12 protein-coding genes are annotated in these 12,018 nt (G+C 71.4%); 9 read left to right on the plus strand and 3 right to left on the minus strand.

Annotated features, from left to right (window positions below):
- The first annotated feature begins 135 nt into the window (after positions 1–135).
- Both ACQYWQ_RS29675 and ACQYWQ_RS29680 read left to right on the plus strand, forming a co-directional pair.
- The gene (locus ACQYWQ_RS29675) at positions 136–420 is read left to right on the plus strand and encodes a DUF3311 domain-containing protein (protein ID WP_431038889.1); all 285 of its coding nucleotides are present in this window, start codon (positions 136–138) and stop codon (positions 418–420) included.
- On the plus strand, positions 417–1,919 hold the full coding sequence (locus ACQYWQ_RS29680; protein WP_431038890.1) for a sodium:solute symporter family protein: 1,503 nt from the start codon (positions 417–419) through the stop codon (positions 1,917–1,919). The genes ACQYWQ_RS29675 and ACQYWQ_RS29680 overlap by 4 nt, the downstream gene beginning before the upstream one ends.
- 81 nt (positions 1,920–2,000) lie before the next feature.
- Here the strand turns inward: ACQYWQ_RS29680 and ACQYWQ_RS29685 are convergent, their stop codons facing one another.
- Complete coding sequence (locus tag ACQYWQ_RS29685) at positions 2,001–2,867, minus strand: aquaporin (protein ID WP_431038891.1); 867 nt, start codon at positions 2,865–2,867, stop codon at positions 2,001–2,003.
- A gap of 312 nt (positions 2,868–3,179) precedes the next feature.
- On the opposite strand from ACQYWQ_RS29685, the gene ACQYWQ_RS29690 reads away from it, so the two are divergent.
- Entirely contained in the window at positions 3,180–3,725 is a 546-nt protein-coding gene (locus ACQYWQ_RS29690; RefSeq protein WP_431038892.1) for a GNAT family N-acetyltransferase, read from the plus strand.
- Positions 3,726–3,796: 71 nt separating this feature from the next.
- On the opposite strand, the gene ACQYWQ_RS29695 is transcribed toward ACQYWQ_RS29690, so the two are convergent.
- Positions 3,797–4,480: a glycerophosphodiester phosphodiesterase gene (locus ACQYWQ_RS29695; RefSeq protein WP_431038893.1), complete on the minus strand. Its 684-nt coding sequence runs from the start codon at positions 4,478–4,480 to the stop codon at positions 3,797–3,799.
- 538 nt (positions 4,481–5,018) lie between these two features.
- On the opposite strand from ACQYWQ_RS29695, the gene ACQYWQ_RS29700 reads away from it, so the two are divergent.
- The 3 genes from ACQYWQ_RS29700 to ACQYWQ_RS29710 are packed head-to-tail and all read left to right on the plus strand — an operon-like array spanning position 5,019 to position 8,277.
- Positions 5,019–6,416, plus strand: coding sequence for a DUF6421 family protein (locus ACQYWQ_RS29700; RefSeq protein ID WP_431038894.1), 1,398 nt, complete (start codon positions 5,019–5,021; stop codon positions 6,414–6,416).
- Positions 6,413–7,210 carry an SDR family NAD(P)-dependent oxidoreductase gene (locus tag ACQYWQ_RS29705; RefSeq protein WP_431038895.1) on the plus strand — a complete coding sequence of 266 codons (798 nt, stop codon included), beginning with the start codon at positions 6,413–6,415 and terminating at the stop codon, positions 7,208–7,210. Before ACQYWQ_RS29700 ends, ACQYWQ_RS29705 begins: the two co-directional genes overlap by 4 nt.
- Positions 7,207–8,277, plus strand: coding sequence for a threonine aldolase family protein (locus ACQYWQ_RS29710; protein ID WP_431039403.1), 1,071 nt, complete (start codon positions 7,207–7,209; stop codon positions 8,275–8,277). Before ACQYWQ_RS29705 ends, ACQYWQ_RS29710 begins: the two co-directional genes overlap by 4 nt.
- A gap of 130 nt (positions 8,278–8,407) precedes the next feature.
- Here ACQYWQ_RS29710 and ACQYWQ_RS29715 read toward each other — a convergent pair whose 3' ends face one another.
- A complete protein-coding gene (locus ACQYWQ_RS29715) occupies positions 8,408–9,136 on the minus strand; it encodes a lysophospholipid acyltransferase family protein (protein WP_431038896.1) in 729 nt (242 codons plus the stop codon).
- 380 nt (positions 9,137–9,516) lie between these two features.
- Here ACQYWQ_RS29715 and ACQYWQ_RS29720 point away from each other — a divergent pair, with 380 nt between their 5' ends.
- The 3 genes from ACQYWQ_RS29720 to ACQYWQ_RS29730 all read left to right on the plus strand — a co-directional run bounded on the left by ACQYWQ_RS29720 (position 9,517) and on the right by ACQYWQ_RS29730 (position 11,948).
- Entirely contained in the window at positions 9,517–9,894 is a 378-nt protein-coding gene (locus ACQYWQ_RS29720; RefSeq protein ID WP_431038897.1) for a thioredoxin family protein, read from the plus strand.
- Between the two features lie 253 nt (positions 9,895–10,147).
- A complete protein-coding gene (locus tag ACQYWQ_RS29725; RefSeq protein WP_431038703.1) occupies positions 10,148–10,933 on the plus strand; it encodes an electron transfer flavoprotein subunit beta/FixA family protein in 786 nt (261 codons plus the stop codon).
- A 52-nt stretch (positions 10,934–10,985) separates the two neighbouring features.
- Positions 10,986–11,948 (plus strand): electron transfer flavoprotein subunit alpha/FixB family protein, encoded by a 963-nt coding sequence (locus tag ACQYWQ_RS29730; protein WP_431038898.1) that lies wholly within the window; start codon positions 10,986–10,988, stop codon positions 11,946–11,948.
- Positions 11,949–12,018 lie beyond the last annotated feature (70 nt).

Consider the following 12,018-nt stretch of genomic DNA (forward strand, 5'->3'; position numbering starts at 1 on the left):
CGCCCCGTACCAAGACCGCCGGGCCAAGATCGTCGGGTTGACCCCGCCCCCGCGCCGGGGAAGAGTACGCCCGGCCCCGCTCCCCGCGAGGCCGTCACACCCCCGCAGGCCCGCCGACGAAGGACCCCGATCCCCATGCCCCCCGCACCTCCTGACGAGGCGCCCGAGACCGCCCGCGTGCGCCGTCCCGCACTGTGGCTGCTGCTCGTGCCCGCCCTGCTCTACGTCCTCGCCCCACTCGTCGCCAACCGCGTCGAACCGCGCGTCCTCGGCCTGCCCTTCCTGTGGGCCTGGGTCATCGGTGCCACGTTCCTGAGCCCCCTCGTCATCTGGCTCACCGCCCGTCTCGACCCCGTCTACCGCGCCGACGCCCCCGAGCCGCTCGCGGGCGACCCCGGCACGGAAGGGCGCAGGCCATGAGCGGCTCCGCGGTCCTCGCCACCACCGTCTTCGGCCTCGCCATGCTCGCCACCGTCCTCATCGGTCTGTGGAGCGCGCGCGGACGCGCCAAGGGCCTCGCCGAGTGGTCCCTGTCCGGGCGCGGCCTCGGCGTCCTCTTCGTCTGGGTCCTCATGGCGGGTGAGACGTACACGAGCTTCTCGTTCCTCGGCACCGCCGGGTGGACGTACTCGATGGGCTCGCCGATCCTCTATCTCGTCGCCTACCTGACAGTCGGTTTCGCCGTCGCGTACCTCGCGGGCCCCGCGCTGTGGACCTACGCGGGCCGCCACCGCCTCGTCTCGATCGCCGACATCGCCGAGCACCGCTTCCGCTCCCGCCCGCTCGGCATCCTCGTCGCCCTCGTCGCGACCGTCTTCCTGGTGCCGTACATCCAGGTGCAGATCCAGGGCATGGGCGTCGTCGTCAACGCCATGACGTACGGCAGCGTCGACCTCAAGGTCGCCGCCGTCGTCTCCTTCGTCGTCGCCGAGCTGTTCGTCCTCGTCTCGGGGCTGCGCGGCTCGGCGTGGGTGAGCGTCTTCAAGGATGTGCTCGTCATCGGCAGCGTCGTCTTCCTGCTCGTCTACATCCCCGCCCACTACACCGACGGCGTGGGCCACCTCCTCGACCGCATGGTCGCGGAGAAGCCCGAGTGGCTCACCTTCCCCGGGCACGCGTCGGGCGGCAAGGGCGCCGCGTGGTTCATCAGCACGGTGCTCCTCAACGCCGTCACGATCACCGTCTTCCCGACCACGGTCTCCGGTTACCTCAGCGCGGGCAGCGCCAACGCCCTGCGGCGCAACTCGATCCTGCTGCCCTGGTACCAGCTGCTGCTCTTCATCCCCATGACGGTCGGCGCGGTCGCGCTCTTCGCGCTGCCGCAGCTCGGCAACCCCGACCTGGCCCTCTACCGGCTCGTCACCGACTCGCTCCCGGCCGGGGCCGTCGCCGTCATCGGCGTCGCGGGCGCGCTGTCGGCGATCGTGCCGATGAGCGTCTTCATGCTGTCCATCGGCACCCTGTGGGGCCGCACCGTCCTCGGCGGCGGCAACGGCGCCGACCCGCGCCACCCGCTGCGCCACCGCGACGAGGCCGAGGCCACGCGCGCCGACCAGCGCGCCAAGACCCTCTCGCAGCTCGTCTGCCTCCTCGCCGGGCTGCTCGCCCTCCTCGGCGCCCTCATCCACCCGAGCACGCTCGTGGAACTCTCGGTCCTGTCGTACGAGGGCATCGCCCAGCTCGTGCCCACGGCGCTGCTCGCACTCTTCTGGCCCCGGCTCGGCAAGAGCGCGGCCGTCAGCGGCATGTTCGTCGGACTCGCGGTCATGACGCTCCTGTGGGCCACGGACCACGACCCCTGGCACGGCGTCAACGGAGGCCTCATAGCCTTCGTGGCGAACCTCCTCGTGACCCTCGCGATCACGGCGCTGCGCCCCGCGGCGCCGCTCAGGGCCCCGGCGCGGGCCGCGGGGGACTGACGGCGTGGACGCACGGGAGGACCCGCCTCCCCTCGGGAAGCGGGCCCTCCCGCCCGTGCGCCGCACCGGCGCGCGTGTGCCTCACTCCAGGTCCTTGTCGCGACGCTCCGCCTCGGTCTCCGCCGCGCCCGCCGCACCCGCGGGGGAGCCGGAGGGGCTCTCGGTGGCCGGTACCGGCGGGCTCCCCGCCTCGTGCTCGGCCGGCAGCCCGTGCGTCAGGAAGTGCACCACCACCGCGATCACCGCGCCCGCGAGCGGGGCGACGAGGAAGAGCCACACCTGGCTCATCGCGTTGTTGTCCGCGAAGATCGCGGGACCGAGCGCCCGCGCCGGGTTGACCGAGGTCCCCGTGAGCGGGATGCCGAGCAGGTGGATCACCGCGAGGCTCAGACCGATCGCCATCCCCGCCGGGCCCTTGGCGCCCTTGCCGTGCGTCGTGCACAGCACGACGAAGACGAGCAGCGCGGTGAGGATCGTCTCGGCGAGGAAGGCGCCGCCCGCCGAGATGTGCACGAGGGAGTTCGCCCCGTACCCGTCGGTCCCGAAGGACCCGCGCCCGTCCGCCTTGAAGATCGGTACCGAGTTCGCGAGCCAGGCCAGGAGCGCGGCACCAGCGGCACCACCGGCGAGCTGCATCACCCAGTAGCAGATGCCGGTCAGCGGCGAGATCCGCTTGCCGAGCACCATCCCGAGCGTGACCGCCGGGTTGACGTGGCAGCCCGAGACCGGGCCGATCGCGTACACGAGGGCGAGCAGGACGAAGCCGAAGGCCAGCGCGATGCCGAGCACCCCCACGAAGGGCTTGGCGAAGATCGCCACGCCCACCGCGAAGAACACCAGCGCCAGGGTGCCGAAGAACTCGGCGGCGAGTGCGTGCGGATCGACGGCGAGGGAGGCCCGGTGGCCCCTCGTGGCCGGGGGCGCGTCCCGGGTGGCAGTTGTGCTCATGACATCCCCTTCGAGGGCGAGCGAGAGCCGGGACGAGCGAGCGGCGCGCGTCAACGACGACGGCGCCGGTGTGGCGTACGTCCCATTTATGACTTTTCGACCGTATCGCTCCGATCGGGTGATGTCGCGCGGAGTGGCGGTGGAGGGGTGACGAGGGGCGGCGCCACGGGTCCGCGTGGCCGCGGTACGGGCCGGCGGGACCGCCGTTCGGGCGCCCGGTACGCCCAGACCCTGGCTCGTTACCCTGGACGGCGCCCCGTCCGCGTACCGCCGCCACCTCCCGGTACCTCCGCCCCGAAAGGCCAGCCCGTCATGACGACCCTTCCCGCACCCGCCGGTCTCGCCTTCCGCCCCTCGGGGCCCGCCGATGTCCCCGCCCTCGTGGCGCTCGTCGAGTCCGCCTACCGGGGCGACAGCAGCCGGACGGGCTGGACCACGGAGGCGCACCTCCTCGAAGGGCAGCGCACCGACCCGGAGTCGCTGCGCGAGGTCATGGAGACGCCGGGCACGCTGCTCCTCGCCGTCGAGCGCGACGGCGAACTCGTCGCGTGCTGCCAGGTGGCCCGCCAGGAGGGGCACGGCTACTTCGGCATGTTCGCCGTCCGCCCCGGGCTCCAGGGCGCGGGCCTCGGCAAGGCCGTGCTCGCCGAGGCCGAGCGCATCGCGCGCGAGGACTGGGGCGTCACCGAGATGCACATGACGGTGATCTCGGCGCGCGAGGAACTCATCGCCTACTACGAGCGGCGCGGCTACCGCCGTACCGGCGAGCTGACGCCCTTCCCGTACGACGACGAGCGCTTCGGGGTCCCGAAGCGGGCGGGGCTCGCCTTCGAGCTGCTGGTCAAGCCGCTGGTCTGAACCGCGGGCCCGGTACGGGGGCGGCGCGCCACGCGCGTGGGCCGCCCCCGTCCCGTACCACCCGGGGCCGCTCAGGCCGCCTTGTGCGCCTCCCGCACGATCTCCGGCTCGTCCGTCGTCACACCGTCGAGCCCGAGCGCGCGGGCGAGCGCGAAACGCTCCGGCGTGTTCACGGTCCACGCCGTGACCCGCAGCCCCGCCTCGCGCGCCCGCTCCACGGTCTCCACCGTCAGCCGCCGGATGTTCAGCACGAGTCCCATCGCCCCGCACGCCGTCGCCCGCTCCACGACCTCGGGCCCGAAGCGGCTCGCCACGAGGCACGTCCGCACCCCGGGCACGAGGCGCGAGATCTCCACGAGCGCCTCGTCGTGGAAGGAGATCACCTCGACGCGCTCCACGAGGCCCCGCGCGTGCATCACGTCCGCGAGCGCCTGGGCGGCGGCGACGTCCTTGATCTCGGCCTGGAGCGGCCCGTGCAGCACGTCGAGCGCCTCCTCGAAGACCGGTACGCGCTCGCCGAGCCCCGCGTCGAGCGCTCGCAGCTCGTCCAGGGTCCGCTCGGCGATGCGCCCGCTGCCGTCCGTGGTGCGGTCCACCTCCGCGTCGTGCATCACGACGAGCGCCCCGTCCTTGCTCAGGTGCAGGTCGAGTTCGACGAGGTCGACCCCCTCCCGCTCGGCGCGGACGAAGGAGCGGAGGGTGTTCTCCGGCTCGACGCCCATCACTCCGCGATGGCCGATGGCGAGGAAGGACACGGTGGACTCGCTTTCCGTTCAGGCGCTTGGCGCTCGCTGCGGGACGCCGCCCTGCTGTCCGTACGGGCGTCCCGCTCGACCCTAGGCCCTGGCGCGTAACGGGCGGGTGGCGGGGAGGCGGCGCGTCCGTGCGCGTCGAGTCCGCTGATGCCGAGCAGGACACCGGTCACGACGGCGCTGAGGACGAGGGTGCGGCGGGTCAAGGGGGCCTCCGGGGCGTACGGCACGGGTGCGTCGCCGTGCGTCGTACCGCCGCCACGGGGGTGCGAGCCGTGACCTCGCCCGTACGTGGGCGCGTCCCGTACCGCCCTTGACGCCGGGCCGCCCGGCCCCCGTACCGGCGGAAGCGACCAGGGTGGAGCCGGAGACATGTATACGGCGGAAAACTGACGGAACGCGCGTATGAACCCTGAGGTCGCCGGAAAAACATCGGCGGACGGCCGTGTGGACGGGATTATTTCCCGGGGTGACCTTGTGGAGGTCCCGTTCGGCCCCCTACGGTGGTGAGTACAGCGGTTTCTTCTGTGGAGGGTGTGGCATGACGGAGATTCTTGAGCGGGCGACCGAGGGAGGGCGCAAGGCTTCCGGTGAACGGCTCGCCGACCAGCCTGCCTGGAGCCGTCTGAAGGACGCCGTCGAGCGCATCCGCCCCTGGCAGCGCAAGGACGGCTCGGTCGACTTCGACGCCGAGGAAGCGCCCCGCGCCGAGCACGTCCGCGCGGCCGTCGACGACATGGTGCGGGCGATCGAGGAGCTGGCGCCCCGCGTGCCGCACGACGCCGCCTACCTCACCGCGCTCGTCAAGGACCTGCGCGGCTGGGCCGACGACGGCTTCCAGGTGCCCGACTTCCTCGACTCGCTGCTCGCCTTCCAGCCCGCGGCGCGCCGCGAGGACGGCCTCGAACACCTCGTCGTCTTCCCCATGTACACGCAGAACGGCAACCCGGACCGCAACTTCGAGGCCGTCGCCCTGCGCATGGTCTGGCCCGAGTGGCTCGCCGACCTTGAGCGCACCCGCTATGACAACCCGCTCTTCTGCGGCATCACCTTCGAGGACTTCACGGCCGGCTACGACACCAACTCGGCCGTCCTCTTCCCCGAGACGATCGCCGTCCGCGAGGCCCCCGAGCGCTTCACCTGGGGCGGCATCTTCTGCGACCGCGAGGCCGCCCGCTTCCGCCGCGTGAGCGAGGCCGCCGTCGACGTCCTCGGCATCGAACTGCCCGACGACGTCCGCGCCCTCCTCGCCGACCAGGACCGCTGCCAGGAGGCCTTCGTCCTGTGGGACATGGTCCACGACCGCACCCACAGCCACGGCGACCTGCCCTTCGACCCGTTCATGATCAAGCAGCGGCAGCCGTTCTGGATGTACGGGCTCGAAGAGCTGCGCTGCGACCTGACCGCCTTCAAGGAGGCCGTCGCCCTGGAGGCCGACGGGGTCGCCCAGGCACGTGACGTGCAGACCGCCGTCCTCTTCGACCGCATGTTCCGTTTCCCCGTCACGGGCGAGCGGCAGCGCAACTACGACGGCCTCGGCGGCCAGCTCCTCTTCGCGTACCTCCACAAGCACGACGTCGTGCGCTGGACCGACAACAAGCTCAAGATCGACTGGGAACGGGCGCCGCAGGTCACCAACGCCCTGTGCACCGAGATAGAGACCCTCTACAGGGACGGCATCGACCGCCCCAAGCTCGTCCACTGGTTCGCCGGGTACGAGCTGGTCTCGCGCTACCTCGCCCCGCACCCCGGCTCGCGCTGGGCCAAGGGCCCGGACGCCCTCGACCTGTCGCTGCCCCCGCGCAAACTCGTCGACGACGTGCTTCCCGACGAGTTTCCGCTCAGCATGTTCTACGAGGCCCTTTCCAAGAAGCTCAAGCGCGTGATCGCCTCGACCCGCGGCATCACGGCGACGAGCACGGAAGGCGCCGCCGCATGAGTGAGGACGGCCTGGAGGTGACCGGCATGGACGGTATCGGGAACAGCACCGGGAACGGTTCGCTGGAGGGCGCCGTCATCGCGGTGGCCGGAGCGGGCGGGCCCGCGGGCCACGCGACCCTGCTCCGCCTCGCGCAGGCGGGCGCCATCGTGGTCGGCGCCGACGCCGACCCGGAACGCCTCGCCGTGGGCGTCGACGCGGCCCGCTACGCCCACGGCGGGGCCACGGTCACCGCCGACACCGTCGACCTGCTGGACGGCCCGGCGACGACCGCGTGGGCCGAGGGCATCCAGAAGGAATTCGGCCGCATCGACGGCCTCGTCCACCTCGTCGGCGGCTGGCGCGGCTCCTCCTCCTTCGACACCACCGACCTCGCCGACTGGGACTTCCTGGAGAAGCTCCTGATCCGCACCGTCCAGAACACCTCACTCGCCTTCGACGAGGCCCTGCGCCGCAGCGACCGGGGACGCTACGTCCTCATCAGCGCCGCCGGTGCCTCCAGGCCCACATCGGGCAACGCCTGCTACGCGGCCGCCAAGGCAGCCGCCGAGGCGTGGACCCTCGCGCTCGCCGACTCCTTCCGCAAGGCGGGGGGCGAGGCCGGGCCGAACGCCGCGGCTGCCATCCTGGTGGTGAAGGCGCTGGTGAACGAGGCGATGCGCACCGAACGCCCCAGCGCGAAGTTCTCGGGCTTCACGGACGTCAAGGACCTCGCCGAGGCCGTGGCAGGCGTCTGGGACCGCCCCGCACAGGAAGTGAACGGACAGCGCCTGTGGCTGACCAAGAAGCCCTGACCGAGGCGGGCACAGCGACCCGCCGCCACCACGACCCCGCGATACGCGGCTTCGCCAGCGACAACTACGCGGGCGCACACCCCGAGGTGCTCGCCGCGCTCGCCGTCGCCAACGGCGGGCACCAGGTGGCGTACGGCGGCGACGCCTACACCGCACACCTCCAGGTGATCATCAGAGACCTCTTCGGCCCCCGCGCCGAGGCGTTCCCCGTGTTCAACGGGACCGGCGCCAACGTCGTCTCCCTCCAGGCCCTCACCGACCGCTGGGGCGCCGTCGTCTGCGCCGACTCCGCGCACATCCACGTGGACGAGGGCGGGGCGCCCGAGCGCGTCGGCTCACTCAAGCTCCTCACGGTGCCGACCCCGGACGGCAAGCTCACCCCCGAGCTGATCGACCGCGAGGCGTACGGCTGGGACGACGAGCACCGCGCGATGCCGCAGGCCGTCTCGATCACCCAGTCCACCGAGCTGGGCACGCTCTACACGCCCGAGGAGATCGCCGCGATCTGCGCGCACGCCCACGAGCGCGGCATGAAGGTCCACCTCGACGGCTCCCGCCTCGCCAACGCGGCGGCGGCGCTCGGCGCCCCGGTCAAGGCGTTCACGACGGACGCGGGTGTCGACCTGCTCTCCTTCGGCGGCACGAAGAACGGCATGGTCTTCGGCGAGGCCGTCGTGGTCATCGACCCCGACGGCATCCGCCACATGAAGCACCTGCGTAAGCTCTCGATGCAGCTCGCCTCGAAGATGCGCTTCGTCTCCGCCCAGTTCGAGGCGCTTCTCGCCGACGGCCTGTGGCTGCGCTCCGCCGCGCACGCCAACGCGATGGCCCAGCGCCTCGCCGCCGGAGTGCGCGAGATCGACGGCGTCGAGATCCTCTACCCCGTCCAGGCCAACGGCGTCTTCGCCCGCCTCCCGCACGAGGTCACCGAACGCCTCCAGAAGCGCTACCGCTTCTACTACTGGGACGAGGCCGCGGGCTCCGTCCGCTGGATGTGCGCCTTCGACACGACCGAGGACGACGTGGACGGCTTCCTCGCGGCGCTGCGCGAGGAGATGACGCGCTGACCCGCGCACCCCGGTGCGACCACGGAGAACGGCCTGACCCCCACGTCGGGGGTCAGGCCGTTCTCTCGTACGCGGCTCCGCTTTCGCCCGTACCGAGCGGTGGTACGGGGACGACGGCGCCGCGCGGCGCTCAGCGGGCCTCGGCCTTCGCCACCTCGGCCGCCGTCGGGGCGCTGCCGCCGAGGTGTGCCGGCATCCACCAGCTGTCCTCGGGGCCCTTCGGCCGCACCGGGTAGGCGCGCTGCGCCGCTTCCAGCAGCTCCTGCACGTGCTCGCGCAGGCGGCGCGTCAGCGTGCCCGCGTACTGGTCGGCGGGAGCGTGGAAGCGCTCCCCGACGCGCATCGTGATGGGGAGGTGGGACCGCTTCAGGTTGCGCGGCCGCCCCTTCGTCCACATCCGCTGCGTCCCCCACAGGGCCATCGGCACGAGCGGCACCCCGGCCTCCTGGGCGAGCCGCACGGCACCGGTCTTGAAGGACTTGAGCGTGAACGACGGCGAGATGGTGGCCTCGGGGAAGACCCCCACGACCTCTCCGGCGCGCAGCGAGTCCAGCGCGTGCGCGTACGCGTTCTCGCCCTGCTTGCGGTCGACGGGGATGTGCTTCATCCCGCGCATGAGCGGTCCGGAGATCTTGTTCTGGAAGACCGACTCCTTGGCCATGAACCGCACCAGCCGCTTCTGCGGCAGCGCGGCGAGGCCGTCGAAGATGAAGTCGAGGTAGCTGATGTGGTTGCTGACGAGGACCGCGCCACCGGTCCGGGGAATGTTCTCCGAGCCCTTGCAGTCGATTTTGAGGTCGAGCGCCGCGAACATCGTGCGCATGAGACCGATGACCGGACGGTAGACGAGCTCTGCCATGTGTGGCGAGGACCCTTCATCTCTGCCGGCCCCCGGGGACGAGCGGTCCGGCGTGAAGTTACGCAGCCGTAGGTTTGCGGCATTGCGCAGATCGTGCCCGATGAACGAACGAGGAGCCAGCCCTGGTGCCCGAACCGCGGGAGATTCACGTCACGTCCGCTCCGGGAACCCGGACTCCGCCCCGGCCATCGGGCCCTTCCCCTGCCTTTCCCCGAACGCGCGGCGCCATGCGCGACACGCGGGGACGGAAGTGTTCCCGAGGGCCGGGAATCGGCCGCACGGGACGGGTGCTGAGAAAGTGACAGGCGGGGCAGAGGCTCATGACGCTCATGACGAGGGAAGGCGGCGCGAGACACGTGCGGGAGCGGGACGGTGAAGGCGTGACGGAGGCGGGGGACGGCGCCGTGGCGGAGAGCGCTGCGGGGGACGGGTCGGCGCCGGACTGGGCCCGGTTGCTCGCGAGTGGGGCGCTGGGGGGCGAGGGACTGGGGGAGCGGGCCACGCTGGTGCAGTTCTCGACCGCCTTCTGCCAGCCCTGCCGGGCGACCCGCCGCGTGCTGGACCAGGTCGCCGGGCTCGTCCCCGGCGTCGCCCACGTGGAGATCGACGCCGAGGACCACCTCGCCCTCGTCCGGGCGGCGGGGATCGAGGCGACCCCCACCGTCCTCTTCCTCGACGCGACCGGCCACGAGGTGCGCCGCGCGAGCGGCGCCCCGCACCGCGACCAGGTCCTCACTGCGCTCGCCCGGATGTTCTGAGCCGGGATCTTCCCTTCGGGTGGCGTCGGCGCGGCGCCGGTACGGACACGGCGCGGCGGCGGCGTGGTGCCGGGGCGGCGTTGGCAAGGTCACAGCACAAAGCGCTTGCTCAGCGGGCAGGCTCTTTGTGTACTACTGGTGAGTAATATTTCGGTCGGAGCGCCCGCCGCCCCAGCCGGGATTCGCCACTTCAGGCGCCTATGCTGCGGGCAGGACGCAGCCGAGTAACCGACGATGCAGTAGGAGAGCCGGCGTGAGCTTGAGGATCGTTGTCTGTGTGAAGTACGTGCCGGACGCGACGGGTGACCGGCGTTTCGCCGATGACCTGACGTTGGACCGTGAGGATGTGGACGGTCTGTTGTCGGAGTTGGACGAGTACGCGGTGGAGCAGGCGCTTCAGATCGCGGACGCGGCTGGTGACGCGGAGATCACGGTGTTGACGGTGGGTCCGGAGGACGCGAAGGACGCGTTGCGCAAGGCGTTGTCGATGGGTGCGGACAAGGGCATTCATGTCGAGGACGACGACTTGCACGGCACGGATGTGTTCGGCACGTCGCTGGTGCTGGCGAAGGCGGTCGAGAAGGCCGGGTTCGACCTGGTGGTGTGCGGGATGGCGTCGACGGACGGGACGATGGGTGTGCTTCCGGCGTTGCTCTCGGAGCGGCTGGGGGTTCCGCAGGTGACGTTGTTGTCCGAGGTGTCGGTCGAGGGCGGTGTGGTGAGGGGCCGTCGTGATGGTGACGCGGCGTCGGAGCTGCTGGAGGCGCAGCTCCCGGCGGTCGTGTCGGTGACGGACCAGTCGGGTGAGGCGCGGTATCCGTCGTTCAAGGGGATTATGGCGGCGAAGAAGAAGCCGGTGGAGTCCTGGGATCTGGAGGATCTTCAGGTCGAGGCGGGCGAGGTCGGTCTCGGGGGTTCGTGGTCGAGGGTGGAGGAGGCGGCGGCGCGTCCGGCGCGTTCGGCGGGGACGATCGTGACGGACGAGGGTGAGGGTGGCAAGCGGCTGGCCGAGTTCCTCGCGGGCCAGAAGTTCATCTGAGCCCTTCTGTTGAGCCCTTCTCGAAATCCCTCTCTCTGGCTGGAGCGTTGTCATGGCTGAAGTTGTTGTTTACGTCGATCACGTGGATGGCGCGGTGCGCAAGCCCACGTTGGAGTTGCTGACGCTGGCGCGTCGTCTGGGTGAGCCGGTCGCGGTCGCGCTGGGTGCGGGTGCCGGGCAGACGGCGGGTGTGCTGGGTGAGCATGGTGCGGCGCGGGTGCTGACGTCGGAGGCGGCGGAGTACGCGGACTACCTCGTCGTGCCGAAGGTGGACGCGCTCCAGGCCGCGGTGGAAGCGGTGTCTCCGGTGGCTGTGCTGGTGTCGTCGTCGGCTGAGGGCAAGGAGATCGCGGCGCGTGTGGCGCTGCGGATCGGTTCGGGTCTGATCACGGACGCGGTGGACGTCGAGGCGGGTGCGGATGGTCCGGTGGCGACGCAGTCGGTGTTCGCGGCGTCGTTCACGACGAAGTCGAGGGTGTCCCGGGGTATTCCGGTGATCACGGTGAAGCCGAACTCGGCGCCGGTGGAGGCGGTTGCGGCTGCTGGGGTGGTCGAGGAGCTGGTGGTGTCGTTCTCGGAGGCGGCGTCGGGGACGCGGGTGACGTCGCGGACGGCGCGTGAGTCGTCGGGGCGTCCGGAGCTGACGGAGGCGGCGATCGTGGTCTCGGGTGGTCGTGGGGTGAACGGTGCGGAGAACTTCGCCCTGATCGAGGCCCTGGCGGACTCCCTGGGCGCGGCGGTGGGTGCGTCGCGTGCGGCGGTGGACGCGGGTTGGTATCCGCACGCCAACCAGGTCGGTCAGACCGGTAAGACGGTGTCTCCGCAGTTGTATATCGCTTCGGGTATTTCGGGTGCGATTCAGCATCGTGCGGGGATGCAGACGTCGAAGACGATCGTGGCGATCAACAAGGATGAGGAGGCCCCGATCTTCGAGCTGGTGGATTACGGCGTGGTCGGTGATCTCTTCAACGTCGTGCCCCAGCTCACCGAAGAGGTCAACGCCCGCAAGGGCTGACACCTTCTCGCACGAGCGACCACGGCCCCGCGTCCCGCCCCCCCGGCGGACACGGGGCCGTCCCCGTGGC

The sequence above is a fragment of the Streptomyces sp. P6-2-1 genome, from assembly GCF_050613165.1.
GTDB lineage: Bacteria > Actinomycetota > Actinomycetes > Streptomycetales > Streptomycetaceae > Streptomyces.